Source organism: Mesorhizobium sp. 113-3-9 (assembly GCF_016756515.1).
In the GTDB taxonomy this organism is placed as follows: Bacteria; Pseudomonadota; Alphaproteobacteria; order Rhizobiales; family Rhizobiaceae; genus Mesorhizobium.
The window spans coordinates 1,572,209-1,598,401 of sequence record NZ_AP023246.1 but is presented as its reverse complement, the minus strand read 5'-3'; the positions used below and the strand labels follow the sequence as shown (position 1 = coordinate 1,598,401).

The window sequence follows — 26,193 nt, the reverse complement described above, 5'->3', positions numbered from 1 at the left end:
TCAGCGCATGCCATCAGCGGACCATGCTGGCGGGGATGCAGGATCGCGCGTTGCGCAGATCATAGATCCTTACCGTCGGCGCGACATAGCCATAGTCCCCATATGGCTTCGAAAATTGCGCCACGACATGGCCGTCGAGGCAATGGAACATGCCGGCAAGCTCATAAATCAGCGGATCCTGCGCTCTCAATCCTCCGCCGCGCAGATATCGCTGAAACTTCAACGATACGAGGTAGTCGACCGACGAGAGATTGCGGTAGTCCTTGGTTTCCGGTGCCGGCTCTCCCATTGGAAAATCCACCACGAAACGCGTGACGCCTTGCTTTTCAAGGAAGCGCATCGCTGCAAAGCGTGTATCCGTTTCCCGGTCCAGGTTCGCGACATAGGTCATGCCGGCGTGCGCGCTGGCAACCATCGCGACAAGTCCAAGTCCGATCGCCACCGGCCTGCCTCGCGACCCGATCGACCTGGAACAGGCAATACCCGCAGCCAACAGCAGATAGACAACCACCGGCAGGATGTAACGCATGGAGCCGACGATTTTGAGCGGCGAGAGTTCGAGCAGGAAGAGCCAGATGAAGGCCCCGCCCGCGTAGGCGGCAACATATTTGTTGCGGTCGGCGATGATGGCAAAAGCGATCGCCCCAAGCGCGATCGCCACGGTCGGGCCGGTGAGGCTGGGGATCAGATGGTAACGGAAATGCGTGAGCCCGTAGCCCTCCCAGAACCATTCCCTGAGGTCGTGGCCTGTTTCAGCGTGTATCAGTTCCGAGCCAAGGCCTTTGATCACCGTTGAAAGGCCGCTTCCGGCCTCGGTCAGCAGCGACACGCCAAAGATCGCCAATATGGTAAGCGCATCAGCGGCGACGATAATGGCGGTCTGCCTGAGACCGAGCCGGCAGTAGACGATCGCCACGATGAAAAGAACGAGGCTGTTGCCGGCGCCCACATATTTCGCCGAGACGGCGAGGCCGAGCGCAAATCCGAAATAGACGAGATTGACTGAGTTAACCTGCTCCTTCAGCCGAACGAGCGCATGCAGCCCGACACACAGGGCGAAGACCAGGACAGCGTCTTCCTTGAAGTAATGCGCGTGAACCGCGATGGCTGGCGAGACCGCGAAAACGCAAGCCCAGAGGAAGGCATTGATATCATCCGCGTATCGCCGCAACACGATATAGAAGAGGATACTTGCCGCAACACAGGCCAACGCGCTGACACTTCGGCCAGCCAGCAAATAGTCATGTTCGTTCGACGCGCCGGAAAGCCATCCCGCGAAGCGGGCCAATACGATCAACAATGGAGGGTGTGCGTAATTGTGGTGCTGCCCCGCGGCAAACGCCACCTTGATCGACTCGTCCGGCTGGATCCCAAAAGGGAAGTCGAGGTTGTAAAAGGCAAGCGACGCCGAGACCGCGGCCAGCACCAACATGGCCAACGCCTGGGAATCACTCCGTGTCAGGCCGGCGGCGGTGGCTGGCATGAGCGGCTGGCCGACAGTCATGGTCTCACAACGAACGAGAGGAATTTCGACAGCCGCTTTTTGCCCTGCATGGCGGCCGGCTGTCAAAGTGCTCCTCTCGCCCGTCTGTCTTGAGTTACCTCAGCGGCTTGAGGCCAGCTTCGATCGAGGCGCGCTTCGTTTCTAGGAACGGCGGCAGGGCCAGGCTTTCGCCCAGCGTCTCCAGCGGCTCATCCGCGGTGAAGCCCGGCCCGTCCGTGGCGATCTCGAACAGGATGCCGTTCGGCTCGCGGAAATAGAGCGAACGGAAATAGTAGCGCTCGACCTCGCCGCTCGACGGCAGGCGGAATTCGCCCAGACGGGCGGTCCATTGATGCAGCGTCTCCTGGTCCGGCGCCCTGAAGGCGACGTGGTGAACAGCGCCGGCGCCTTGCCTTGCCGGCGCCAGCCCGGGCTGCACGGCGACATGGAGCTCCGCCGCCGGCCCGCCCGCGCCCATTTCGAACACGTGGACCTGGCCCTCGCCGTCCGGCGAGGCATAGTCGCGGACCTTGCGCATGTTCATCACCCTGGTCAGCACCGCCTCGGTATTGGTGATGTCGGGGACGCTGATGACGATTGGCCCGAGCCCGCGAATCTGATGCTCGGGCGGCACCGTGCTTTGCGCCCAGGGGTGGCTGCCGCCCTTCCCGCCATCGCTGATCAGCCGCAGACGCTGGCCTTCAGGATCCTCGAAATCGAGGCCGGGGTAGCCGCCGATGTCGGCAATCTCTCCTGTCACGATGTTTTCAGCGGCCAGGTGCTGCCTCCACCAGGCAAGGCTCTCCTGGCTGCCGACCCTGAGGCTGGTCCGCGCGATGCTGTGGGTGCCGCGTCGTTCGCGGCCAACCGGCCAGTCGAAGAAGGTGAGGTCGGTGCCCGGTGTTGCCTCACCGTCGGCATAGAAGAGGTGGTAGGCCGACGTATCGTCCTGGTTCACCGTCTTCTTGACCAGCCGCAGGCCCAGCACCTTCGTATAGAAGTGAAGATTGCCGGGTGCATTGGCGGTGATGGCGGTCAGATGGTGGATTCCTGTCAGTTGCAGGCTCATGGTCGTCTCCCTGTTTTTGGGGAAGAATTTTCTCCTGTCATATCAGAACTGCGGCCCCATCGCTGAAGGCCTTGTATCCCGACAGTCCGTCGCCGCAGATTGAACAATGACCCATCGATAAGCACTCATACGGTGAACAATCCTCCTCCTGCTCGCTGGCCCGAGTTTGCGGTTCGAGGATGGCCTTCCCGGATCTGTATCAGGCGGAGCTATCGCCGCGAACCCTGCCATCCTCCTGACAGACTGCTGTCAGGAGGGGTGTGCGATACTGCATTCAGTCAGAGAGAGGAGAATAGCCATGAACGGTTTCACCATTCTGCGCGGCATGCAGCACTATGTCGGCAAGGTTCGCACCATGCGCAACGAAATCCGCACGCAGCGTTTCATGAACGCACTGCCCGCGGACATCCGCAAGGATATCGGCTGGCCGGATATGTATGCGGAACGTCGCTCTCGCGGCAATTGAGGCGAATTTTTCGACGTCGATATTGGACATGGATGCGCCAATGCCCAGATATCGATGCATGTAGCCCGAAAATCGCCCCCGGCTTGGGGGCACGACATGCATGAAAATGAAGCTATGGCGCGCCGGGGATGGAGCGAGCTTATGCCCGAACAGAAGACAATCGGCTTCCTCTTCATCGAAGGTTTTGCCGACTGGGAGTATGGCTTGCTGGCGGCCTCGGCGGTTGAATGGTTCGGCGCCCGCGCCGTGTCGCTGACCCCCGAAGGCAGGCCGGTGACCGGAATCAGCGGTTTTCGGCTGACGCCTGACCGCTCGGCCGGCGTTGAAGAGAATGCCGATCTCGATGCTATCGCCGTCATCGGTTCCGACCAGTGGGCGGGCAAGGCACCGCCGGATGTCGCCGAACTGCTGAACTCCGTTGCAACGCGCGGCGGTGTCGTCGGCGGGATCTGCGCCGGCACGCTGGCTCTGGCTCGGGCCGGCATGTTCGGACATGCCAAACATACCAGCAATGGCCGCGACTGGATCAACGGTCATGAAGCCGGCTATGCGGGCGACAACAACTACCAGGACGTGCCGCACGCGGTCGCGGACGGCAAGATCTTATCCGCGCCGGGTTCGGCGCCGGGCACCTTTGCCCTCGCCTTTCTGAAGACGCTCTATCCGGAAAGAAGCAGCGATCTCGCGCAGATGCGGACGCTGTTCGCCAGGGAATATGCTGAAGCCTCCTGACAGTATGCTGTCAGGAGGCGCGTGCGATGGTGGGACAATGCGCAAGGCCGGCCGAGAGGACGATCGATGAAAAGCTGGAACGACAGGCTGAACACGCCTGGCATCAACGGCGTGAAACCAACGCCACGCACGGTGGGAGATGTCATCGAAGGCCAGCCGATGCTGGTGCCGACAGCACGGCAGGTCGATGACTTCATCCGCTCCATTCCAGAAGGCGTCGAGATGGACGTGCGTGCGTTGCGCACGGCGCTTGCCGTCGAACACGGTGCCGAAGTGACATGCCCGGTCACCATCGGCTATCATCTGCGCACGGTTGCCGAAGCCGCCAGGGAAGACCTGGAGCGCGGCATGACGCTGAGCGACATCGCTCCCTTCTGGCGCGTGCTCGATGCCAAGACGCCGACAACGAAGAAACTGTCCTTTGGCGCGGAGTTCGTTGCCGCGCAGCGCAAGCGCGAAGGACTGAAGCCGTAATGCATGTCATTCGCATGTGGATCCGGTCCGGGAGCCACGGCATGCATGGGAAAACCACCGGGGAAGCAAACGATGCGCCGCGCCGACAGGCTCTTTCAGATCGTGCAGCATCTGCGGGGTGGCCGTCTGGTCACCGCCCAGAAGCTCGGCACGTGGCTCGAGGTTTCCGAGCGAACGATCTACCGCGACATAGCCGACCTGCAGTCGACCGGGGTGCCGATCGACGGCGAGGCCGGTGTTGGCTACATGATGAGGGAGGGTTTCGACCTTCCGCCGCTGATGTTCACGCGTGACGAGATCGTGGCGCTGGTTGCCGGCGCGCGCATGGTGCGCGCCTTTGGCGGCGCCGCCATGGCACGCGCCGCCGACGAGGCGCTGGTCAAGATCGGCGCCGTGCTGCCCGACGCGGAGAAAGACCGCATCGCCCGCACCGAGATCCATACGCCGATGTGGGTGGTGAGCGACGCCGCCCGCGAGGCGATCGACCTGATCGAGCGCGCCGTCGAGAAGCGCCAGGTGCTGACCGTTGACTACTCGGACGAGGCCGGCCGTAGCACCGCGCGCGACATCCGGCCGCTCGGCCTGTGGTTCTGGGGCAAGGTGTGGACGCTGGTCGCCTGGTGCGAAATGCGCGACGATTTTCGAGCCTTCCGCATCGACCGCATCGCCTCGGTGGTGATCGCCGGCCGTATCTTCAAGCCGGAGCGCGGCAAGCAGCTTGCCGACTTCTACCGGGCGGTGGAGCGCAGCGAGGATTACGGCATGGCGCCGGACCACGTGGCCCGAAGCTGAGACCCCAAGATAAAAAAAGCCCGCTCGAAGCGGGCTTTTTTGGTCTGTCCAGACGCTCACTCGTCGTCCGCGTCCTCGTTCTTCGACTTCAGTGCCGAGAGCTTGGCGAACACGGCGTTGGCGTCGAGTTCGGCATCTTCGTCCTTCGGCTTTTCGGGAGCCGGCACCAGCCGCTCGGTCAGGGCCGCGGGCAGCAGCGTGTCGCCGACCGGCTGCGCCTGCTCGCGGCCGCGCGAGGCACGGTTGACTTCCATGTCGAGGTCGATCTGCGAGGCAAGACCCAGCGTCACCGGGTCCATCGGCTGCAGATTGGCCGAGTTCCAGTGCTTGCGTTCGCGGATCTGCTCGATCGTCGACTTGGTGGTGCCGACGAGACGCGAAATCTGGGCGTCCTTGAGTTCGGGATGGTTGCGCACCAGCCACAGGATGGCGTTCGGCCGGTCCTGGCGCTTCGACAGCGGCGTGTAGCGCGGACCCTTGCGCTTGGATTCCGGCACCCGCACCTTGGGATCGGAAAGCTTCAGGCGCTGGTTCGGATCCTTCTCGGCGCGCGCGATCTCGTCGCGGGTCAGCTGGCCGGTCATTATCGGGTCCATGCCCTTGATGCCTTGCGCCGATTCGCCGTCGGCGATCGCCTTGACCTCGAGCGGATGCAGCCCGCAGAACTGCGCGATCTGCTCAAAGGAGAGCGCGGTGTTGTCGACCAGCCAGACGGCGGTCGCCTTGGGCATCAGCAGCGTATTGGCCATTTTAAAAATCCTTCTCGTTCGCCCGCGTTCCCGCGCGGGCGGTGGTTTAGAGCCACCAAAATGGGAAATTCGCGGCCTGTATAACCGTTCCCTTGCTGTTTCGCAATGTTTTTGGAGGCGCGGCGGCCTCAATACGTTGGGGAACCAGCAAGCGCATTCACTGCCAACCGCCGGCGACCTCAACCAAAGGGTCCGGCGCTTTTGAGCAGCGCCACGAGCTGGCTTTGCTGGCGTGTCCCGGTCTTGGCGAATATTCGCTCCAAGTAGGTCCGGGCGGTTTTTTCCGTGATGTTGGAACCGACTGCGGCGGCCTTGAGCGCATGGCCTTGCGACAGCGCCGTGGCCAGCCGTGCTTCGGCCGGCGTCAGATCGAACAATCCGGCAAGCAGTGTCGGCGAAGGCACAAGCGAGCTGGCGCTGAGCGCCGTCGCCGCCACCAGAATATCGGCGCCCGAAAAGATCTCATGCGCCGAACGGCGCAACGGCAACATGTGCAGAACCATGGGCCGCCGGCCCTCCACGCCTTGCACCGGTATGGAGCGGACTGTCGGCTCCATGTCGTTGCGCGCGGCGACGACAGCTTGCTGGAACAGCCGGTTGGCCTCGGGATCGGCAATGGCCAAGCCGCCAAAGGCGGTGGGCAGGAACAGGGAGGACAGGCCGTCGAACAGCGTATTGGCGAGCATCACCCGCCCTTTCAGCGACAGGACAGCCGCCGGCAGGCCCATCGCCGTCATGGCGGCAACCGTTCCTTCGGCGCGTTCAAGGCCGAGCCGCCCCGCTATCAGGCCGGCACGCGCCATGGCTGGCCGGAGACTGTCGAGCACGTCCAGGCTCTTTTGGTCGTAGTCGCCTTCGCCGAGCCGTCGTTGGAAAACGAAGATAGCCATCTCGCCGCTGGGCATCGGTATCGCGGTGCAGGCATGCGCGCCGATACCCATGGCGCGAAGCCGTTTTCGGACCGGATCGTTCTCGATCTCGTCGGGCGTGAGGAAAGCCTCAACGTCGACGAAGCTTGCCGGCTGCAGCGCGCACATGCGCGAAACCGCCGCCGAGAACTGCAGCGTGTCGCTCGCCAGCAATTCGCCTTGCAGATCCTGCAGGAACGCGATCGTCTTGCCGCGCGCGGGCTGGTCGTCGCCGAACAGAAACACGGCCCCACCCACGGAGCCGGATACGGAATCGATATCCTCCAGCACATCCGGCCAGAGGTCGGGCACGAAGGCCGCCTCGTAGATCCTGTTCGTCAGGTCGTCGAGCATGGGCAAGAAGCCTTTCCGGGCAAGCAACTTGCCAGACCCGAACAATCAACGCTTCAGGCCGACCGATCTTCCCCCGAGGTCAAACATGCCACGGCGGCAATCGCGGTCAATAAGCAAAATGCCGAAGAGCGGTCAGCTTGAGCACCATTGAACTGCCTCCTGCCGCTTGCGCAAGCCGGAGGAAGCCACGCGACGCGCGCGCTCCTGGAACCGGCAAGCCAATCACCCGGATCCCCAAAAGACAAAACCCGCTGGACTGGGTCCAGCGGGTTCGGAACCGGAGACGGGAAGCGTCTGCGACGGCTCTGCTTCTCGGCACGAGCACGGCCTTGCGGCCGGGTCGTGCTTGAAATCAGATCGCCTGGCGGGCGATCCGTTCGATGTCGGCGCGGTTGATGCCGAGATCGCTGAGCTGACGCGCGTTGAGACGGTTCAGTTCGCGCACGGTCTCGTTGTACATGCGCCAGTTACGGAAAGCGCGGATCGGGTTCATGATGGTCCTCCTGATGGGGTGTTCGTTTTGATGCTGCACAGATAGTGATCATCGACGAGGACTTGAACGGCCGATTTTGCATAGCAATGATGCAAATGCTGCATTGCACCATTAAGCTTCTGTTCATCTCGTAGGCAGTGGGACGAAGGGCGCTGGCCCAGGACGTGTCGAGATTCAGGTCAGGCCGCGTCGAAAATGATGGTTTCCGAGAACCGGAGCGGAGCGTACTCAGGTACGTGAGCACCGGAAGCGCAGGAAGCCATCATTTGCAGGCCGGCCTCACCTGAATATCGATACGTCCTAGCCGACGTCGAGCACGATCTTGCCGATATGTTCGCCCTCCTCCATCCGCTCATGCGCGCGCCAGGCATCCGTGAGCGGGTAGATCATGTCCATGACCGGCGCGACCTTGCGCGTGCCGAGCAGCGGCCAGACCTGCGCTTCCAGCGCAGCCGCGATCGCCGCCTTGAACTCGACAGTGCGCGGCCGCAGTGTCGAACCCGTATGGGTCAGCCGCTTGACCATGATCTTGGAAAAGTCGGCACTGGCGACAGCGCCCGCCTGCACCGCGATCTGGACGATCCGGCCCTCGACGGCGGCGGCCTCGTAGTTGCGCTGGACATAGTCGCCACCGACCATGTCGAGGATGACATTGGCGCCCTTGCCGCCCGTCGCCTCCTTGACCGCCTTGACGAAGTCCTCCTCGCGATAGTTGATCGCCCGGTCAGCGCCGAGCTTCAGGCAGGCATCACATTTCTCCTTGGATCCGGCGGTGGTGATGACATAGGCGCCGAAAGCCGATGCAAGCTGGATCGCCGTCGTGCCGATGCCGGACGAGCCGCCATGCACTAGCAGCGTCTCGCCTTTCTTCAAGCCGCCGCGTTCGAAGACATTGTGCCAGACCGTGAAATAGTTTTCCGGCACCGCCGCCGCTTCCGTATGGGTGAAGCCCGCGGGCAGCGGCAACACGCTGCCGGTATGAACCTTGACATATTCGGCATAACCGCCGCCGGGGGTGAGCGCGCAGACCCGTTCGCCGATGCGCCAGCGCGACACCTCGTCGCCAAGCGCGGCCACTTCCCCCGAGACCTCGAGGCCCGGCAGGTCCGATGCGCCGGGCGGTGGCGGATAGGCCCCCTTGCGCTGCTGTACGTCGGGCCGGTTGACGCCGGCGGCATGCACCTTGATCAGGATCTCGCCGGGACCAGGCTGGGGCACGTCGCGGGTTTCCGGTTTCAGCACCCGTGGGCCGCCCGGCTCCGAGATCGCGATCGCTGTCATCCTTGCCGGAATTTTCTGTCCGCTCGCCATGAACTTTCCCGTCTTTCCTCGCCGCGTTCTTACCGGCTGTTTGCATCGACGCCCTTGCCCTATGTATGCTCATTGCCAAATCAGGCAAATGGCCAATCTGGTCTGGCGGAGGAGGAGCAACCATGGCGATCTTCGACGACGAACCCAAGAAGAAGGCACGTCCGCACGAGATCGGGCAGGACCTGTCGCTGCTCTCCGTTGGCGAGTTGTCGGAGCGCATCGGCATCCTGCGCGACGAAATCGCCCGGCTGGAGGCCGAACTCAAGGCCAAGGACAACACCAAATCGGCCGCCGAGGCGCTGTTCCGCCGCGGATAGGCGACGGGCGCAACGGCCCGCCGCCGAAAAGCCCGAATGCGCCTGTCTTCAGACCTTGCGTCCCTCCCAGAGTCCAGCCGGATCAGAAAATGCTCGCATCCTACAGGCCGATCCTCTCCCTGCTTCGCGGCACTGCCTTCCTGCTGGCGGCATCGGGCCTGCATGGGCTGCTGTTGCCCTTGCGCGGCCAGGTGGAAGGGTTTTCGACAGCCTCGCTTGGCCTGATGGGCACGGCCTGGGCCGGCGGCTTCGTCACCGGCTGCTTTTTTGCACCGCGCATCGTGCGCCGCGCCGGACATGTGCGCGCTTTCGGCGCTTTCGCCGCATCCGGTGCCATCGTGGCGCTGCTCACCGGCCTGGTCATCGACGAATATGTCTGGATCCTGCTGCGCGCCTTCACCGGCTTCACCATGGCCGGCGCCTTCATGGTCATCGAAAGCTGGCTGAACGAGAAGGCCACAAACGAGAACCGCGGCACCGTCTTCGGCCTCTATATGATGGTCACCTATGCCTCGATCATGGGGGGCCAGATGATCGTCGCTGGCGGCGATGTGAAATCGGCATCGCTGTTCATGATCACCGGCATCCTGTTCTGCCTGTCGCTGATCCCGACCGCGGTTTCGACGGCCTCGCACCCCAAACCGCTGCAGGACGTCAAACTCGACGTCAAGGGGCTCTACGCCAACTCGCCGGTGTCGGCGATCGCCTGCCTGCTGATCGGCATCGCCAACGGCGCCTGGGGAACGCTTGGTGCTGTCTACGGTGCCCGCATTGGTATTTCCACCGCCGAGATCGCCTTGATGATGAGCCTTGTGGTCGTCGCCGGCGCCGCCATGCAACTGCCGGCCGGGCGCCTGTCCGACAAGACCGACCGGCGTTTCGTGCTGGCCGGTGCCGCTTTCGGCGCGGCGCTGTTCGCGCTCATGATCTTCCTGTTCGAACCGCGCTCCGGCATCTTCGTCATCGTCTTCACCGCTGCCTATGGTGCTTTCGCCTACACGCTCTATTCGATCGCCGTGGCGCACGCCAACGACCACGCCCGTGCCGAGGATTTCGTCAAGGTATCGGGCGGATTGCTGCTGCTTTACGGCTTTGGCACCATGATCGGCCCTTTGCTGGCGGCGGCGCTGATGGGCTGGATGCGCCCGGAAGGCCTGTTCCTGGCGACCGCCTTCGCGCATCTGTCGCTGGCTGGCTACACGCTGCTGCGCATCAGCCGCCGCGCTCCGGTGCCGATCGGAGATCGCGACGCCTTCAAGACGCAACCGGCCGACCGCTCGGTGACGCCGGAAGCATTGCGGCTTGATCCAAGAAGAAAAGAAGAAACAGACAGTTGAGATTTGAAAAACTTTGCCTCACAAATGAGGCATGATGTTTTCCGACGCCTTCATGGCGATCGCCGACCCCAATCGGCGCCATCTTCTGGAAGAACTTCGACGCGGTCCGAAGACCGTCAACGAATTGGCGGCCGGGTTGCCAGTGTCACGCCCAGCCGTTTCACAGCACCTGAAAGTTTTGCTCGACGCCGGACTGGTCAATGCCAAGGCCGAAGGCACGCGGCGTGTCTATACGGTAAGCAACGCCGGCTTCCTGAAACTCAACATCTGGCTTGATCAATTCTGGGAGGCCTGATCCAGGCGCCCTCAACCTTCGACAGCGCCTCGATGATCAGGTCTGTACATGCAGGAAGGCGCCAAGCGCGTCGAGCAGTTCGCCCGTTCCATGCTCACGCGTGGCCGGCGTGTCGTGGCCATCGAGGAAGGCCCCCTGCTCCGTCATCACAAGCCGCGTGCCACCGTTTTCCGCCATGATCTCGATCGTCGCCAGTGACACCGAGACGCGGGTTTCGCCGAACAGCAGCTCATAGCTGTAGACGATGCGGCTGTCCGGCACGATGTCCTGGTAGACCGCGTTGAAGAAATGCATCTGCCCGTCGCTCGGGCAGCCGGCATTGGTCTCCCTGCCGCCGACGCGGAAGTCCATTTCGTGCCGGCTGGGCATCGGGTCGTGGGGATCGACGAACCATCGCCGCTTGGCATCAGGATCGCTGAGCGCGAAGAAGACTCTTGCAGGTGCCGCCGGATAGAAGCGCTCGACGACAAAGGTGGAATGGACGACGGATCGTTGGCTCACTGAAGCCTCCTTCATGTTTCGTCACTGGTCTCGGCGAGAAAATCGCCGAGCCGGTCCAGCCGGCGCTCCCAGGCGTGGCGTCGCTCGTTGATCCAGTGCTCGGCCGCTCTCAACGCCTTCGGCTCGATCTGGCAGGTGCGCACGCGCCCCAGTTTTTCCGAGCGCACCAGGCCGCTCGCCTCCAGCACGTTGAGATGCTGGACGACGGCCGACAGCGACATTGCCAGCGGCTCGGCCAGTTGGCTGACCGAGGCGGGGCCACGCGACAGCCGGTCGACCATCTGCCGTCGCGCCGGATCGGCAAGCGCCTGGAACATCAGGTCGAGCTGGGCGGGATCGTGCAGCATCCCGGTCAGCCGTTATTATAGGGGAAGAACTTGAAGTAGGGCTGCGCCTCCTCGATCACCCTGGCGAAGGCAGGGCGCTGCAGCAGCCGGTCGTGATAGCGCTTCACGGCCGGATATTTGTCGCCGAACGGCTCGACCTTGTTGGCATAGAAGAGTGCCGGCGATGCCGCGCAATCGGCCAGGCTGAAGGCATCGCCCACCGCCCAGCTCCGCGACTGCATCTCCTGTTCGATGATGGCGTAGGAGGTACGCAGCTGGCCGCGCGCCTGCTCGACACCAAACGGATCGGTCTTGTCCTGCGGACGCAACCGGTCGCCGACGATCTTCTGCATCGGCTCCTGCACATAGAAATCATAGAAGCGGTCAGCCTGGCGGACGGCCAGCGCCAGGTCGACGTCGGCGGGAACGAGTTCGACCGGCCCCGGATAATGCGCAGCCAGATATTCGACGACGATGGTCGATTCCAGCACCGTGCGGTCGCGCGCATCGTCGCGCAGCGCCGGCATCTTGCCGGTCGGTGATATCTTGAGGAAGGCGGCGCGCGATTGCTCGTCGCCGAGATCCACGATGACCGGGTTGAAGGCGGTGCCGTTCTCGTAAAGCGCGATCAGCGGCTTCCAGCAGAAGGAGGCCAGAGGATGGAAATGCAGCGTCACGGACATTCTTTGCTCGCCTGTTTCTGGTTCGTCGGCGGGCGGGAACCGGATGTCCCGTCAAGCCAACACTGAAGCATTTACTTCACTATTGTGCCGAGCGTTGCCCGTCAAGGCCGACATATCAGGTCCGCCGGTTGGACCTGATATGCATGATGATGGCGGCTGATATCGCCGGCCAGTCCTGAGGATGCAGTTCATGGCCGCCGCCGTCGACGCGAAGGAACTTCGCACCGGCGACCGCCCGGGCCAGCGCCTCGCCATGTTCGACCGGAAAAATGGGATCGGCGGTGCCATGGATGACCAGCAGCGGGGCTTGCATCTCGTGCAGGCGGCCCTTCCACTTGGAGCCGCCCTTGAGCGAGAAATGATTGGTCGCGCTCAGGAACCCGCCGGATCGGTCGTAATCCTGTTCGATGAAGGCTCTCATCCCGGCCTCGTCGAATGGATGGGCGATGCTGGCGATCGCCCTGGTATCCCTGACCATGAAGTCGATCACCTGGCGGCGGTCCGTCCAGTCGAGGTCGGCGCCCTCGGCCGAATGCTCGATATAGGCATCGCTCATCCTTGGCAGATGCGAGGTGTCCATCCCCATCGGCGAGCTGCTGATCACGGTCAGCGATGCAACACGGGAGGGGTGCCTGAGCGTCACGAGTTGCGCGATCATGCCGCCCATCGACATGCCGGCGACATGGGCCTTGCCGATGCCATGACTGTCGAGCACACCAATTGCATCGTCCGCCATGTCGTCGAATGTGTAGGGCGGCTCGCCAGGCGGATATTTGGTCGAGCGGCCGGTATCGCGATTGTCGTAGCGGATCACGTACAACCCGGCATCCGCCAACTCCCGGCAAAATGCCACCGGCCACCACAGCATCGAAGCCATCGCGCCCATGATCAGCAGCAGCGGAGGATTTTCCGGGTCGCCGAAGGTTTCGGGCAGGATCACGGGACGGTCGATCGTCGTCCAAGCAGACCTCCAAACTGATTGCGCTTTGCAATCAGTTGCACCATAATAAAACTGATAAGATAATGCAACTGGTTTTATGGAGAGAATCGAATGAGCCTCGATCGCCGGTCCGGCTGCCCGATCAACCTGTCGCTGGAAGTGTTCGGCGACCGCTGGAGCCTGATCATCCTGCGTGACATGATTTTCGGCGGCAGGCGTCATTTTCGCGAGCTGCTCAACGGATCGATGGAAGGCATTGCCTCAAACATCCTCGCAGACCGGTTGAAGCGGCTAATGGAGCTCGGCATGCTGACCAAGGCCGACGACCCCTCGCACAAACAGAAGGCGATCTACAGCCTGACCGAGATGGCCATCACGCTGGTGCCGATCCTGGCCCATCTTGGCGCCTGGGGCCGGGTCTGGCTGCCGACCAGCGAGGAGCTCTCGATCCGCGCCGAGCTCCTGGAAAAGGGCGGACCGCCATTGTGGGAGAAATTCATGGACGAGTTGCGCCATGAGCATCTCGGCACGCCGCTCGACAAAGCGTCTGGCCCTTCTGTCCGCGCGACCCTGCAGGCTGCCTATGAAGCCGTGGTCGCAGGCAAGGCTCTCGGCACCAGCCCGGCCGCGTGACCAACTATTTTCCCCGCTAAGAGGCCGGCTCTGCTAGAAGAAGCGGAAACCACAATTCACGGGATTGGATAAGGTCTTGGTTGAGAACTCTCGGGATGCCGCCCGCGCGCGCGCCGATCTGCGCTTCAAGAAGCAGGAAGAGGCAGCAACCGTCCGCCAGAAAGCGATGGCGGAATACGCCGCGGAGAGTGATGCCCGCAAAGCCAAGACCGACAAGCTGCGGGCGCTGCGGCTCGCCAAGGAAGCCGAAGACCTCGCCAACGCGCCGGCAGTTCCTGCCAAGAAGCCTGCGCGCGCCAAGAAGAAATAGCGCGCCGCTCTCCAGCGAACCGACACTGCTCGGATACATCAGCTCGACGGCACCATCCAGACAGCCCCGGCCTTCATTCCATCGCTTCGCAAGAAGCAATTTCAAGCGAAACCGGGATTGCTTCGTGCGGCCGGTCGCCGATCATTGCCCTTTTCAAACAGGAGATTGCCGTGACCGCACTGCCGCTCGAAAAAGCCCGTCAAATCATCGATGCCGCCTTCGCCAAGGGTGCCGATCTCAAGCTCAAGCCGCTGGGTGTCTCGGTGCTCGACGCCGGCGGCCATCTGGTCGCCTTCCAGCGCCAGGACGGCGCCTCGTTCCTGCGCCCGCAAATGTCGGCGGGCAAAGCCTATGGCGCACTGGCCATAGGCATGGGCTCGCGCAAGGTCGAGGCCTTCGCCAAGGAACGCCCCCATCTGGTCGCCGGCATTTCCGATGTGTCTGGCGGACGCGTACTGCCTGTGGTCGGCGGCGTGCTGATCCGCGACAAGGCGGGCACCATCATCGGCGCCGTCGGCATTTCCGGCGACACCTCGGACAATGACGAGGCAGCGGCCATCGCCGGCATCGAGGCCGCCGGCTTTACCGCCGACCCAGGCTGAGGGCCGGGGACCTGACGGACGTTTCCGCCAACGGTCGGCACAAGCGCCCGCCAAAGCTTCCGCGCGGAAGGACCTAGTTCAGGTTGATGTCCCGGCTTGCCGACCGCATCGACACCGCGAACCCGGCCAGCACATCGAACAGCGCGATGATCATCAGCGTGAAGAAGATGGAATGCGCCGCGCCCTTGACCAGCAGGAACTCGACCAGGAAGGCGACGAAGACCAGCGTCGACAGAAGATGGTCCATGATCGAAGCGCCGGTCGTGCGCGCCGCCTTCACCATTTCGAGGAACAGGAAGATCAGCCCGAGCAGCACCATCAGGTCGCCAAGCGTCATCGAGAAAACCCCGCCCGACATCATGCGGAACGAAAAGAGCTCGCTCGCCCATGGATCGTCGCCGCCGCCGAATATACCCAGCAGGCCGAGATTGTAGAGAATGAAAGGCACGATCAAAAGCGGGACGGCACCGAACATCTGGCGTCTCCATAGGGGGCACCTTCTGTAGAATGCCCCACAGGCACGCCGTCAAGATTTTTCGTGCGCAGCCGCAAACACGGTCGAAGACCGGATGCAACAACCATGTCAGCCGGCTGCCCGGCTGACATGGAGCAAACGAGAGATAAAAGGCTCAGCGCTTGAAGTAGCCGGCACGCACGGCGGCACCGATGACGTTGAGGATGATATGGCCGGCCGTCATCGAGGTGATCTCGTTGACATCGCGCGCCGGCGCGATCTCGACGATATCCATGCCGACGAGACGACCCTTGCCGACCAGCCCCTTGATCAGGTCGATCGTCTGTCGGTAGCTGATGCCGCCCGGCTGCGGGCCCTCCACCGCCGGCATGACCGCAGGGTCAAGTCCGTCGGCGTCGATGGTAAGATAATAGCGGCCGCCATCCGGAATGCGCTTGAGCAGCGCGGCGGTGCCGATATCCTGCCATTCGTTGGTGGTGATGATGTTGGCGCCGTAGGCGCGGGCCGCCTCCACCTCCTCGGTGCGCGCACTGCCCTGGCCACGAATGCCGACCTGGAAGATATCCTTGATATGCGCCATCTCCGAGGCCCGCCGGATGGTGCTGGAATAGCCTTCCTTGACGCCGTTGACATTGTCGCGCCAGTCAAGATGGGCGTCGAGCTGCACCAGCGTGATCGGGCCTTCGCCATCGAGCGCCCGGAAGATCGGGATCGGAATACCGTGGTCGCCGCCGATGGTGATCGGCAGTGCGCCGGCGGCGAGGATCTTGCGGATCGCCGCCTCGGCTCTGCCGTAGTGCCCGACATGATCGGCGGCATTGCCCGGCACGTCGCCGACATCGACCACCTTGATGTCCTGGCCGGCGAAGACCGGCCCGCCAATATCGAAATCATAGCGGTCGAGCGCCTGGCTGATCCGCTGCGAGGCGCGCCGCACCGCCGTCGGCGCGTTGGTCTGGTCGTTGATCAGTTCGTCGATCGTGTAGGGATCGCCATAGGGCATGCCGATGATGGCGACATCGGCCTTCAGCGTGTCGATATCCTCGAGCGGGAAGTTCAGGAATGTCTGGAAGACATCGCGCGGCGCGGTGGTGAGTTTGGACATGGGGTCTCCTCTGTGTTGATAGGCTTTTTGGATCAGGCGCCACGGCGGGCTGCGAGATGGGGCTGCAGCCTGTGCTCCAGGCTGCGCGAGATTGCCGCGACAAGGGCGGTCAGCCCCCAGTACAGCAATGCGATGGCGGTGAAGATCTCCACCGGCGAGAAGGTGCGGCCAATGATGTTCTGGGCCATGTAGGTGAGTTCTGGCACGGTGATCGCCGACAGGATCGCCGATTCCTTGATCAATGTGATGGTGAGGTTGGTGGCCGCCGGCAGGATGTAGCCGAGCACCTGCGGCACCAGGATCTTGCGGAAGATGGTGAGGTAGCGCAGGCCCAGCGCATAGCCGGCCTCGACCTGGCCATACGAGATGGACTGGATCGCGCCTCTGATGATCTCGGCGGAATAGGCGCTGGCATAGGCCGACAGCGCACCGATCGAAACCACCACCGGCGAGAGCCGGATGCCAAACATCGGCAAGGCGTAGAACAAGAGGAAAATCTGGATCAGGAACGGGATGTTGCGGAAGATCTCGACATAGGCCGACACGATTGCCGCCGGCAGCCGTCCGCCCCTCAGCCTCACCAGCGCCAGCAAGATGCCGAGTGCGAAGCCGAATGGCAGTGACACGGCGCACATCAGCACTGTATTGCCAAAGCCCTTGGCCAGGATCTGCCAGTTGTCCGCGATGACGGCGAAATCGAACGTCATGCGCGCGCGCCTTCCGCCTTGCGCTCCAGATGCCGGGTCAAGAGGCTGCAGGAAAACAGCACGATGAAATACAGCACCGCCGCGATGCAGAAGGCCTCGACCGGCCGGTAGGTAACGTTCATGATGTTCTGCGAGGTGCGGGTCAGCTCGACCACGGCGATCACCGACAGGATGGACGAGGCCTTCACCAGCATGGTGAACTCGTTGACCATCGGCGGGATGATGGCCCTGAACAGCTGCGGCATGATGATCTTGAACCAGGTCACCACGGGTTTCAGTCCGAGCGCCTTGGCCGCTTCATACTGGCCGGAGGGAATGCGCGTCAGCCCGGCGCGCAGGATCTCGGCGACGAAGGCCGCGCTGTTGAAGCTGAGCGCCAGCACGCCCGCCAGGAGCGGCGGCAGATCGATGCCGACGAGCCCCGGCAGCACGTAATAGACGACGAAGATCTGCACGATCAGCGGCGTGCCGCGGATGAAGCTGGTGTAGAGCGCGCCGATCCAGCGAACCAGGCGCCAGCGCGACCGGCCGCAGGCCAGCAGGCCGAAGCCGATCAGCGTACCGGCCAGGAACCCCAGCGCTGAGACGCCGAGCGTGATGCCGGCGCCGGTCAGGAATTGCGGCAGGAAGGTCAGCGTTTTTGAAAAATGGAACATTTTTCAGCTCGAACGGAGAAGCACCGTCCGGCGTCGGCGCGGGCGATAGCCGCGGCAGCGCATCGCCTGCGCCACGCCAGACAAGTTCAGGGGAAACGATTCAGAGTGCGCCGGGCGGCAGATAGCCCTGGTCTGGCGTCTTCATCTCGAAGCCGAACCATTTCAGCTGCAGCTCCTTCAGCTTGCCGCTGTCCTTCAGCTCGCCGATCTTGGTGTTGATGAATTCGCGCAGGTCCTTGTCCTCCGGCCGCACGACCCAGGACAGGTAGGAGAATTCGCCGATCGAGCCGACGACCTTGTAGGTGTCGGGGACGTTCTTCATCAGCACCGCCGCCGAAGGCGAGGCAATGACAATCGCATCGACCTGGCCGGAAGCGAGAGCGACATGGGTCTCGGGGAAGGAGGTGAACAGCTTCAGTTCGCCGACACCCTTGCCTCCCTTGTCCTTGAGTTCCTTGTCATAGGCTTCGATGATCGGCTGCACGGACGAGGCGAGCTGCGTTGCCACCACCATGCCGCTGATGTCTTCCGGCTTCTTGATGCGCTCCTCATCGGCGCGCACCACGATGACGTTCTCGAACGAGCCCGTCGGCCTCGTATAGGCATATTTCGCCGCCCGCTCGGCATTGATGCCGGTCGAGGTGGCCATCAGATCGAACTTCTTCGCCAGCAGGCCCGGCAGCAGCCCCTGGAACGGCAGGTTGAGCTGGTCGAGCTTCACGCCGAGCTGGCTCACCACATAGTCGAGAATGTCCTTGTTGTAGCCGACGATCTGGCCGTCGCGGACGAACTCGAACGGCTCGAAGGCGGCCTCGGTACCGACGACGATGGTGCCGCGCTGCTTGATCTGGTCGACAAGCCCGTCAGCATGAGCGGCGGATGCTAACGACAGGAAGAGCGGCGCGGCGGCAAGCAGAGACAGGACGCGGCGGCGCGATGCGGAAAGGAACTCACCCATTGTTACCCTCTTTTTTCTTCGGTTTTGCTGCGCTGGTAGGCCCGGCCCGAGTGCTTGAACACGCGGCCGATCATGTAGCTCTCGGAATCCTTGATCCCGGGAACGTTCGCCAGTTCGCTGACCAGGAAGTCATGCAAGCTGGTCGTTGATGGCAAAGTGAGTTGGATGATGATGTCAAACGGCCCGGTCATGGCGTAGACGCTGTCGACGAACGAATATTCCGACAGTTTCCGGGCGACGCTGATGATGTGCTCGCGATCGACATCGAACCCGACAATGGCGGCGATGCCGACATCGCTGCGCAGGGGGCGCACGACCGCCTGGATGCAGATATCCGGATCCTCGAGCACGCGCGCCATTTTCCGCCGCACCGTCGCTTCGGTGACGCCGATGCGCTTGGCGATATCGACGCTCGACATCCGCCCGTCGACCTTGAGTTGGGAAAGCACCGCCTGTTCGGTGTCGTCGAGATCACTCGTGCTGACGAAATCCCACATGCAATTCCCCATTGGTGTCGATTTCCGACTATTATTTTGAAAATTGCATAAGAAATCGTCAAGAACAATCCCACCCATGCCGAAAACCATCGAAGGAAGGCCTGTCGATGGTCGGATGAGATCTGGAAGCTGGGCTTGGTGCTGAGGGAAGTCGCGTCGATGGACGTCAGCCAGGGAGGGTCGCGCGGCGCGCGGGCATCCGACGCGCATGGGAACAGCCCCCGTTGGAGGCAGCCTCAAGAGCTTGTCGTTGTCCTGGAGTGGGCAGTGGCCCGAGCCTTCGGCTCCGGTCGTCAAAATTCCGCCAAACGCAAAAAGACCGGCCAGAGGCCGGTCCTTTGTAACTCAAACCTTCAAAAAAGCTGGTTTCAGCTTTCCTTGGGGGTCAGCACCTGGCGACCGCGATACATGCCGGTCTTCAGGTCGATATGGTGCGGGCGGCGCATTTCGCCGGAATTCTTGTCCTCGACATAGGTCGGGGCCTTGAGGGCGTCGGCCGAGCGGCGCATGCCGCGCTTGGACGGAGAGGTTTTGCGTTTCGGAACGGCCATGGATATGCTCCACTACATGGTCAAAAGCCCCGCCCGCCCTCGTGAAAGGGCCATGTCGGGGCCTAAATCTGAGAAAGTCGGGTGCCTATACACGCCTGACACTGTTTTGGCCAGCACTACAGTGAATTTTTTTGAGCTGGCTATTCGAGACAGCCGACATAGGCGCCTGAGCGGCCAGCCCTGCGCTCGATCAGATTGGCGAGCCGTCTCAAGCCCGGCCCGGGTTTTGCCGGATTGCGGGCGATCGGATTGGGCAGCGTGACGGCCAGAAGCGCCGCCTGCCGTCTGGACAGTTGTTTTGCCGGAATGCCGAAATGATGCTGCGCCGCCGCCTCGATGCCGTAGATGCCGGGGCCCCATTCGGCGATGTTGAGGTAGATCTCCATGATCCGCCGTTTCGACATCACCGCGTCGAAATAGACGGCCAGCGGCAGTTCGACGACCTTGCGCACCGAGCCCAGCGGCCTCGACCACAGGAACAGGTTCTTCACCGTCTGCATGGTGATGGTCGAGGCGCCGCGCGTCGCCTCGCCGGCCAGCGCATCGTCGACGACCCCCCTGAGTTCGCCGAGATCGACGCCGCGGTGGAAGCAGAACTGACCGTCCTCCGACATGATGACGGAATGGGCCAGCACCGGCGCGACATCGTCGATCGACACCCAGCGCCGGTCATAGCCGGAGAAGGTCGCCAGATCCTTCAGCATCAGCGTCGACACCGGATGCACGAAGGACGGCAGGTAAAGAAAGGTCAGCACTGCCGGGATCAGCGCCAGCACGGCGGCCGCGATGAGGCCGCGCCGGACCCAGCGCCTGAGACTGCGGCGGTTCACGCCGCGCGATCTCGTCGCCATGTCCAGCTTTTCGGTTTCATGATCGACGATCGGTTCCGCCAAGCCGCCCAACCCGTGCCAGAGAGATCGTTTTGAAACTCGCTCCTGTGCATCATATGAGGGTGTTTTCGAGACCCGAAGCGGAGCGTACATTCGAGTACGCAAGCACCGGAAGCGCGGAAAACGCCTTCAGATGACCGCAGGAGGAGAGTTTCCAACGGGCTCTTACCGCTCCGGCATAATGGCGCTTGCCTTCTTGCGCAACGTCTGAGTGTCGGCTACCGCTCCCGGCCATGACGAATGACGACGAAATGGCGTTCGAAATGGCGCTTATCCGGCGGGCAGCCGCCATCGAGGTGCTGCTGCGGCGGCTGCTCGATGATCGCCCGCTTTCGGGCGAGATCGCGCGGCCCGATCGTCTGATGGCGGCGATGCGCCATGGCGTGCTGAACGGCGGCAAGCGCCTGCGGCCGTTTCTGGTCATGGAAAGTGCCGCCCTGTTTTCGGCCGATGGCGAAGCGGCGCTGCGCGTCGCGGCGGCGCTCGAATGCGTGCACTGCTATTCGCTGATCCATGACGACCTGCCGGCGATGGACGACGATGATCTGCGCCGCGGCCAGCCGACCGTGCACAGGGCCTTCGACGAGGCGACAGCCATCCTGGCCGGCGACGCGTTGCTGACCCTGGCCTTCGACATCATCGCCGGCGAGGCGACCGTGTTGCCGGCCGAGCGGCGGGCCGCCCTGGTGCTGGCGCTTGCCCGCGCCGCCGGTGCCGGCGGCATGGTCGGCGGCCAGAAACTCGATCTCGAGGCCGAACAGGCAGCGCCCGACGAGGCCGGCATCATCCGGCTGCAGGCGATGAAAACCGGCGCGCTGATCCGCTTCGCCTGCGAGGCGGGTGCCATCATCGCCGGCGCGCCGGCTGAGGATCGCGAACGGCTCGCCGAATTCGGCTCGGCGATCGGCCTCGCCTTCCAGCTTGCCGACGACCTGCTCGATTTGACGGCCGACGCCAGCCAGATGGGCAAGGCGACCGGCAAGGACGCCGCCGCCGGCAAGGCAACCCTGGTGGCGCTACATGGTGTGAACTGGGCGCGCAGCCAGTTGCATGGCCTTGTCGGCCAAGCGCACGCGCTGCTCGACCCCTATGGCGACAAGGCGGCGCTGCTGAAGGAAGCCGCGACCTTCGTCGCGACGCGCAACAGCTGATATCCAGCCCTGGTCAGGTCCAGGCATCGGCCTGCCCTCACCCGAAGGCGATCTGGACCTTCATCGCCTGGCTGCGGTCATTGGCAAGGTCGAAGCCGGACAGAGCCTCGTCCAGCGCCACGGTATGCGTGATCAGCGGCTTCACGTCGATCAGTCCCTTGCGCATCAGCTGGACCCCAATGGCGAATTCCGGATGGAAGCGGAACGAGCCGTTGAGCGTCAACTCCTTGGTTGTGATCGCCGACATTGGCAGCGCCATCTCGGCGCCGCCAAGGCCGAGCTGGACGATCGTGCCGCGCGGACGCAGTGCGGCGATGCCTTGCGCCAGTGCCGCCGCCGCGCCAGAACATTCGTAGAGGATATCGAATGTCCCCTTGTCGGCGAGATAGGGCGCCAGTCCCTCAGGGTCGGCCCGGCTGTTGATCGCCTTGTCGGCGCCGGCACGCAGCGCCATCGACAGGGTGAAATCGGTCAGATCGACGGCGACGATTTCGGCAGCCCCGGCGCGCCGCGCGCACAGGATCGACAGCAGTCCGATCGGCCCGCAGCCGGTCACCAGGACGCGTTTGCCAAGGATCTCGCCGGCCCGCCTTGTTGCGTGGAGGCACACCGCCAGCGGTTCGGCCATCGCAGCCTCGCCTGATGTCAGCCCATCGGCCGGCACGCATTGCGACGCATCTGCCACCAGCCTTTCCCGGAACGCGCCCTGGATGTGCGGGAACGGCATGGCGCTGCCATAGAAGCTCATGTTGAGGCACTGGTTGTGCATGCCTTCGCGGCAATAGCGGCAGCTGTAGCAAGGCCGCGATGGCGAGACGGCGACCAGTTGGCCAGCCTCCAGGCCGGTAACGCCGGGGCCGACCTTCTCAATGCGCCCGGAAACCTCGTGGCCGAGGATCATCGGCTCCTTGAGACGCACCGTTCCGAAGCCGCCATGATTGTAATAGTGCAGGTCGCTGCCGCAAATGCCGCCGGTTGCGATACGCAACAGCACCTGACCGGTACCCGGCTCCTCGACCGGGCGGTCTTCGATGCGCAGGTCCTTTGCGGCGTGGATGACGATCGACTTCATGCAGGCGAACTCCCAGGCAATTCCAGTAGCGGTCTCAACATAGGCCGCGCGTTAACGGCGTGCCAGCTTGCCTATCGGCTTGCGCGCCTGCATCAGTGTCGCTTCACTTGACCCCATCGTATTCGGCAATGAGAGGCAATCGGCAAATGTCATCCACCTTGTTTGATCTCAGCGGGCGCCGGGCACTTGTAACCGGTTCGTCGCAAGGCATCGGGTTCGGGTTGGCCAAAGGCCTGGCGCAGGCCGGTGCAAAGGTGGTCCTCAATGGCCGTGACGAGGAAAAACTTGCCGCAGCGGCGGCGCAGATCCCTGCGGCGGAAACGATTGCCTTCGACGCGACCGATCATGACGCGGTCCGCTCGGCGATCGACAATTTCGAGCTGTCCGGCGGGCCGATCGACATCTTGGTCAACAATGCCGGGATGCAGTTCCGCACGCCGCTTGAAGATTTCCCCGCCGATGCGTTCGAGCGCATGCTGCAGACCAACGTCGCCAGCGTCTTCCATGTCGGTCAGGCGGTCGCACGCCACATGATCAGGCGAGGCCGCGGCAAGATCATCAACATCGCAAGTGTGCAGACAGCCCTCGCCCGCCCCGGCATCGCGCCCTACACCGCGACGAAAGGCGCGGTCGGCAACCTGACCAAGGGCATGGCGACCGACTGGGCCAAACACGGCCTGCAATGCAACGCCATCGCACCCGGCTATTTCGATACGCCGCTCAATGCGGCCCTTGTCGCCGATCCTGCCTTCAGCGCCTGGCTTGAGAAGCGCACGCCGGCCGGCCGCTGGGGCAAGGTAGAGGAACTGGTCGGGGCCTGCGTGTTCCTGGCCTCCGATGCCTCGTCCTTTGTCAACGGTCATATCCTTTATGTCGACGGCGGCATCACCGCATCGATCTGATCCGCCGCGACGCCCTGTGCAAGAGCAACCGCGCCTTCCGCGCGAACGAAATCTTAATGTAAATGAAGCGTAATCCCGATCGTTGAAATAATGCGTATGTGTTGGGGTTGCGCATGCCGGAATATTCTTCCTTCATCCGGTTTGTCCGGATCCGCTACCTTTCAGGACTGCTGATTTTCGCGCTGGCTTCCATGGCCATCATGATTGCGCTCGACCGTGTCAATTCCTTCCGCCATGACATCGATGCGCTGAGCAGCAACCTCGTCGTCTTCACCCGCGACCTGCGCAACGCGACCAGCTTCGCCGAGACGACGGGGTCCGCCTGGCGCAACGAAACGCGCGATGCGCTGAGCGCTTCGGCGCGTGACCATTCCGAACGCCTGACCCGCGAGATCGACACACTGACCGCCCAGCTCGACGCGATACGTCCGCGCCTGTCGGCCAAGACCATCAACGAACTCGAAGCCTCTTCCGTCAACGGCGATCTGTTCTGGTCGCCGCGCGACATGGTGCGCAATCTCAACCTGATGTCGGTGGCGCAAAAAGCCGATGAATGGAGCTACCGGGAAATCCGCAACCAGAACGACCTGTTTGTCCAGCCGATGCTGGTGCGTGTCCGCACCGCGATGGATGACGAGCGCCATCTGGCCGACGCTTCCAGCGACCGGCTGCTGCTATGGGCGAGCGGCCTGTTGTTCGGCGTCCTGGCCATCGTCGCCTTCTGGATCTTCCGGCCGATGGAGCAGGCGATCCGCCGCGCCTTTGCCCAATCGGCCGAATCCCTGTTCAAGGCCGAGGCCGCCGACCGTGCCAAGTCCGAATTCCTGGCCAATATGAGCCACGAGATCCGCACGCCGATGAACGGCGTGCTCGGCATGGCCGAATTGCTGGCCAAGACCGAATTGACCGCGCGCCAGAAAACCTTCACCGACGTCATCGTCAAATCGGGCAATGCGCTGCTCACCATCATCAACGACATCCTCGATTTCTCCAAGATCAATGCCGGACAGCTCACCCTGGACCCTGCCCCGTTCCGTCTCTCCGAAGCGGTCGAGGATGTGGCGACGCTGGTTTCGGCACGTGTCGCCGAAAAAAACCTCGAACTCATCGTGCGCGTCGATCCGCGCCTGCCGGCCCATGTCGTCGGCGACGCCGGGCGGTTCCGGCAGATCGTCACCAATCTGGTCGGCAATGCGGTGAAGTTCACCGAGAAGGGCCATGTGCTGATCGATGTCGGCGGCGAAACCGTCAACGATGTCGTCCACCTCAAGCTGCGCGTCGAGGATACCGGCATCGGCATCCCGGCCGAGAAACTGCAGAGCGTGTTCGAGAAATTTGCCCAGGTCGACGGGTCCTCGACCCGCCGTCACGAAGGCACCGGCCTGGGACTTGCCATCGCCGCGCGCCTCGTCGACCTGATGGCCGGCAAGATCGGCGTCGAGAGTGAGATCGGGCGCGGTTCCGTCTTCTGGTTCGCGGTGCCGCTGCCCGTGCATCACGCCGAGGCGCGCGACGCGGTCGTGCCGGTCGACGTCACCGGCGCGCGCGTGCTGGTCATCGACGACAATCCGGTCAACCGCGAGATCCTGCTGGAGCAGCTCAGAAGCTGGAGCTTCGATTGCGCGGCGGCAGAAAGCGGCGCCGTGGGGCTCGCCTTCCTCGATCGCGCCTGCCAGTTGGGTGCCAGCGTCGACTGCATCATCCTCGACTACCAGATGCCCGGCATGAACGGCGCCGATGTCGCCCGCGCCATCGCCGCCGACAGCCGGCTGTCCGCCATCCCGATCGTTATCCTGACTTCGGTCGACCAGGTCGATTTCGGCAAGATGATCATCAACTTCGGCATATCGGCGCATCTGACCAAGCCGGCGCGCTCGGCGATCCTGCTCGGCACGGTCATCTCGGTTATCCAGAAGGCCCGCTCTCAGGCCGGCAAGGCGCATTTCGTTCGCGAGCCGGTCCAGATGCCGCAGGCGGCTCCGCCTGCCTTCACGGTCATCCGTGGCCCAGTCGTGCCGGCCGTGGCAGTACCGGAATCGACGGCCACGCCGAACGGCCCGATCGACATCCTCATCGCCGAGGACAATGAGGTGAACCAGTTGGTGTTCGGCCAGATCCTCAACGGGCTTGGCCTCAGCTACCGCATCGCCGGCAATGGCCGCACGGCGGTCGAGATGTACCGGTCGCTGCATCCGAAACTGATCCTGATGGACGTCTCGATGCCCGAGATGAACGGCTACGAGGCAACCCGCGCCATCCGAGCGATCGAGGCCTCGTCGGGCGGCCACATCCCGATCGTCGGCGTCACCGCGCACGCGCTGAAGGGCGATCGCGACAAATGCATCGAGGCCGGCATGGACGACTATCTGCCGAAGCCGGTTTCGCCCGATCGCCTCGGCGCCAAGATCGGCACATGGCTCAGCGAAACGGTGGTGGCCAAGACGGCCTGATCCA

Annotated in this window: 32 protein-coding genes; 13 read left to right on the top strand and 19 right to left on the bottom strand. The window is 63.1% G+C overall.

Features of this window, described 5'->3' with window-relative positions; genetic code table 11:
* Positions 1-13: 13 nt before the first annotated feature.
* A complete protein-coding gene (locus tag MesoLj_RS07770) occupies positions 14-1,570 on the bottom strand; it encodes an ArnT family glycosyltransferase (protein ID WP_202325629.1) in 1,557 nt (518 codons plus the stop codon).
* A gap of 28 nt (positions 1,571-1,598) precedes the next feature.
* Complete coding sequence (locus tag MesoLj_RS07765) at positions 1,599-2,552, bottom strand: ring-cleaving dioxygenase (protein WP_202325628.1); 954 nt, start codon at positions 2,550-2,552, stop codon at positions 1,599-1,601.
* Between the two features lie 298 nt (positions 2,553-2,850).
* Between MesoLj_RS07765 and MesoLj_RS07760 the strand changes: the two genes are divergently transcribed.
* From MesoLj_RS07760 to MesoLj_RS07745, 4 genes are all read left to right on the top strand, one after another.
* The gene (locus tag MesoLj_RS07760) at positions 2,851-3,018 is read left to right on the top strand and encodes a hypothetical protein (RefSeq protein WP_019861634.1); all 168 of its coding nucleotides are present in this window, start codon (positions 2,851-2,853) and stop codon (positions 3,016-3,018) included.
* Positions 3,019-3,159: 141 nt separating this feature from the next.
* Complete coding sequence (locus MesoLj_RS07755) at positions 3,160-3,750, top strand: DJ-1/PfpI family protein (protein WP_202325627.1); 591 nt, start codon at positions 3,160-3,162, stop codon at positions 3,748-3,750.
* Between the two features lie 66 nt (positions 3,751-3,816).
* Entirely contained in the window at positions 3,817-4,224 is a 408-nt protein-coding gene (locus MesoLj_RS07750) for a hypothetical protein (protein ID WP_202325626.1), read from the top strand.
* 72 nt (positions 4,225-4,296) lie between these two features.
* Complete coding sequence (locus MesoLj_RS07745) at positions 4,297-5,016, top strand: helix-turn-helix transcriptional regulator (protein WP_202325625.1); 720 nt, start codon at positions 4,297-4,299, stop codon at positions 5,014-5,016.
* Between the two features lie 56 nt (positions 5,017-5,072).
* Here MesoLj_RS07745 and MesoLj_RS07740 read toward each other — a convergent pair whose 3' ends face one another.
* The 4 genes from MesoLj_RS07740 to MesoLj_RS07725 all read right to left on the bottom strand — a co-directional run bounded on the left by MesoLj_RS07740 (position 5,073) and on the right by MesoLj_RS07725 (position 8,831).
* The gene (locus MesoLj_RS07740; RefSeq protein WP_044548374.1) at positions 5,073-5,765 is read right to left on the bottom strand and encodes a DUF1013 domain-containing protein; all 693 of its coding nucleotides are present in this window, start codon (positions 5,763-5,765) and stop codon (positions 5,073-5,075) included.
* Positions 5,766-5,944: 179 nt separating this feature from the next.
* Complete coding sequence (locus MesoLj_RS07735) at positions 5,945-7,027, bottom strand: helix-turn-helix transcriptional regulator (RefSeq protein WP_202327209.1); 1,083 nt, start codon at positions 7,025-7,027, stop codon at positions 5,945-5,947.
* Between the two features lie 352 nt (positions 7,028-7,379).
* Complete coding sequence (locus MesoLj_RS07730; protein ID WP_064987068.1) at positions 7,380-7,520, bottom strand: DUF1127 domain-containing protein; 141 nt, start codon at positions 7,518-7,520, stop codon at positions 7,380-7,382.
* Between the two features lie 300 nt (positions 7,521-7,820).
* On the bottom strand, positions 7,821-8,831 hold the full coding sequence (locus MesoLj_RS07725) for an NAD(P)H-quinone oxidoreductase (protein ID WP_202325624.1): 1,011 nt from the start codon (positions 8,829-8,831) through the stop codon (positions 7,821-7,823).
* Between the two features lie 122 nt (positions 8,832-8,953).
* Between MesoLj_RS07725 and MesoLj_RS07720 the strand changes: the two genes are divergently transcribed.
* From MesoLj_RS07720 to MesoLj_RS07710, 3 genes are all read left to right on the top strand, one after another.
* Positions 8,954-9,148, top strand: a complete 195-nt coding sequence (locus tag MesoLj_RS07720; RefSeq protein ID WP_027047479.1) for a DUF1192 domain-containing protein — start codon at positions 8,954-8,956, stop codon at positions 9,146-9,148.
* Between the two features lie 89 nt (positions 9,149-9,237).
* A complete protein-coding gene (locus MesoLj_RS07715; RefSeq protein ID WP_140776984.1) occupies positions 9,238-10,485 on the top strand; it encodes an MFS transporter in 1,248 nt (415 codons plus the stop codon).
* A 31-nt stretch (positions 10,486-10,516) separates the two neighbouring features.
* Positions 10,517-10,780, top strand: a complete 264-nt coding sequence (locus tag MesoLj_RS07710) for an ArsR/SmtB family transcription factor (protein ID WP_027031521.1) — start codon at positions 10,517-10,519, stop codon at positions 10,778-10,780.
* A gap of 36 nt (positions 10,781-10,816) precedes the next feature.
* On the opposite strand, the gene MesoLj_RS07705 is transcribed toward MesoLj_RS07710, so the two are convergent.
* From MesoLj_RS07705 to MesoLj_RS07690, 4 genes are all read right to left on the bottom strand, one after another.
* Positions 10,817-11,281 (bottom strand): SRPBCC family protein, encoded by a 465-nt coding sequence (locus MesoLj_RS07705; protein WP_202325623.1) that lies wholly within the window; start codon positions 11,279-11,281, stop codon positions 10,817-10,819.
* Between the two features lie 11 nt (positions 11,282-11,292).
* Positions 11,293-11,628: an ArsR/SmtB family transcription factor gene (locus MesoLj_RS07700; RefSeq protein ID WP_202325622.1), complete on the bottom strand. Its 336-nt coding sequence runs from the start codon at positions 11,626-11,628 to the stop codon at positions 11,293-11,295.
* A gap of 5 nt (positions 11,629-11,633) precedes the next feature.
* Positions 11,634-12,290: a glutathione S-transferase family protein gene (locus MesoLj_RS07695; protein WP_202325621.1), complete on the bottom strand. Its 657-nt coding sequence runs from the start codon at positions 12,288-12,290 to the stop codon at positions 11,634-11,636.
* A 115-nt stretch (positions 12,291-12,405) separates the two neighbouring features.
* Positions 12,406-13,176 carry an alpha/beta fold hydrolase gene (locus MesoLj_RS07690; protein WP_244735520.1) on the bottom strand — a complete coding sequence of 257 codons (771 nt, stop codon included), beginning with the start codon at positions 13,174-13,176 and terminating at the stop codon, positions 12,406-12,408.
* 165 nt (positions 13,177-13,341) lie between these two features.
* Between MesoLj_RS07690 and MesoLj_RS07685 the strand changes: the two genes are divergently transcribed.
* The 3 genes from MesoLj_RS07685 to MesoLj_RS07675 all read left to right on the top strand — a co-directional run bounded on the left by MesoLj_RS07685 (position 13,342) and on the right by MesoLj_RS07675 (position 14,775).
* Positions 13,342-13,863, top strand: a complete 522-nt coding sequence (locus tag MesoLj_RS07685; RefSeq protein WP_202325620.1) for a winged helix-turn-helix transcriptional regulator — start codon at positions 13,342-13,344, stop codon at positions 13,861-13,863.
* Between the two features lie 76 nt (positions 13,864-13,939).
* Complete coding sequence (locus tag MesoLj_RS07680; protein ID WP_056576497.1) at positions 13,940-14,173, top strand: hypothetical protein; 234 nt, start codon at positions 13,940-13,942, stop codon at positions 14,171-14,173.
* A 170-nt stretch (positions 14,174-14,343) separates the two neighbouring features.
* Positions 14,344-14,775, top strand: coding sequence for a GlcG/HbpS family heme-binding protein (locus tag MesoLj_RS07675; RefSeq protein ID WP_172348204.1), 432 nt, complete (start codon positions 14,344-14,346; stop codon positions 14,773-14,775).
* A gap of 73 nt (positions 14,776-14,848) precedes the next feature.
* Here the strand turns inward: MesoLj_RS07675 and MesoLj_RS07670 are convergent, their stop codons facing one another.
* The 8 genes from MesoLj_RS07670 to MesoLj_RS07635 form a co-directional block, all read right to left on the bottom strand.
* Positions 14,849-15,250, bottom strand: a complete 402-nt coding sequence (locus MesoLj_RS07670) for a hypothetical protein (RefSeq protein WP_140776998.1) — start codon at positions 15,248-15,250, stop codon at positions 14,849-14,851.
* A gap of 154 nt (positions 15,251-15,404) precedes the next feature.
* Entirely contained in the window at positions 15,405-16,355 is a 951-nt protein-coding gene (locus MesoLj_RS07665) for an agmatinase (RefSeq protein ID WP_202325619.1), read from the bottom strand.
* A gap of 32 nt (positions 16,356-16,387) precedes the next feature.
* A complete protein-coding gene (locus MesoLj_RS07660) occupies positions 16,388-17,062 on the bottom strand; it encodes an amino acid ABC transporter permease (protein WP_140777002.1) in 675 nt (224 codons plus the stop codon).
* Entirely contained in the window at positions 17,059-17,718 is a 660-nt protein-coding gene (locus MesoLj_RS07655; RefSeq protein ID WP_140777004.1) for an amino acid ABC transporter permease, read from the bottom strand. Before MesoLj_RS07655 ends, MesoLj_RS07660 begins: the two co-directional genes overlap by 4 nt.
* A gap of 100 nt (positions 17,719-17,818) precedes the next feature.
* Positions 17,819-18,676: a transporter substrate-binding domain-containing protein gene (locus MesoLj_RS07650; protein WP_202325618.1), complete on the bottom strand. Its 858-nt coding sequence runs from the start codon at positions 18,674-18,676 to the stop codon at positions 17,819-17,821.
* Positions 18,677-18,678: 2 nt separating this feature from the next.
* Positions 18,679-19,263, bottom strand: coding sequence for an Lrp/AsnC family transcriptional regulator (locus MesoLj_RS07645; RefSeq protein ID WP_202325617.1), 585 nt, complete (start codon positions 19,261-19,263; stop codon positions 18,679-18,681).
* A 278-nt stretch (positions 19,264-19,541) separates the two neighbouring features.
* Positions 19,542-19,724, bottom strand: a complete 183-nt coding sequence (rpmF, locus tag MesoLj_RS07640; RefSeq protein ID WP_008834724.1) for a 50S ribosomal protein L32 — start codon at positions 19,722-19,724, stop codon at positions 19,542-19,544.
* Positions 19,725-19,864: 140 nt separating this feature from the next.
* Positions 19,865-20,626 (bottom strand): biosynthetic peptidoglycan transglycosylase, encoded by a 762-nt coding sequence (locus MesoLj_RS07635; RefSeq protein ID WP_202325616.1) that lies wholly within the window; start codon positions 20,624-20,626, stop codon positions 19,865-19,867.
* A 221-nt stretch (positions 20,627-20,847) separates the two neighbouring features.
* On the opposite strand from MesoLj_RS07635, the gene MesoLj_RS07630 reads away from it, so the two are divergent.
* The gene (locus MesoLj_RS07630; protein WP_202325615.1) at positions 20,848-21,765 is read left to right on the top strand and encodes a polyprenyl synthetase family protein; all 918 of its coding nucleotides are present in this window, start codon (positions 20,848-20,850) and stop codon (positions 21,763-21,765) included.
* Between the two features lie 37 nt (positions 21,766-21,802).
* On the opposite strand, the gene MesoLj_RS07625 is transcribed toward MesoLj_RS07630, so the two are convergent.
* Complete coding sequence (locus MesoLj_RS07625; RefSeq protein ID WP_202325614.1) at positions 21,803-22,837, bottom strand: L-idonate 5-dehydrogenase; 1,035 nt, start codon at positions 22,835-22,837, stop codon at positions 21,803-21,805.
* A 146-nt stretch (positions 22,838-22,983) separates the two neighbouring features.
* On the opposite strand from MesoLj_RS07625, the gene MesoLj_RS07620 reads away from it, so the two are divergent.
* Together MesoLj_RS07620 and MesoLj_RS07615 are read left to right on the top strand one after the other, a co-directional pair.
* Entirely contained in the window at positions 22,984-23,739 is a 756-nt protein-coding gene (locus MesoLj_RS07620; RefSeq protein WP_202325613.1) for an SDR family oxidoreductase, read from the top strand.
* 113 nt (positions 23,740-23,852) lie between these two features.
* The gene (locus MesoLj_RS07615) at positions 23,853-26,189 is read left to right on the top strand and encodes a response regulator (protein ID WP_202325612.1); all 2,337 of its coding nucleotides are present in this window, start codon (positions 23,853-23,855) and stop codon (positions 26,187-26,189) included.
* The last annotated feature ends 4 nt before the right edge of the window (positions 26,190-26,193 follow it).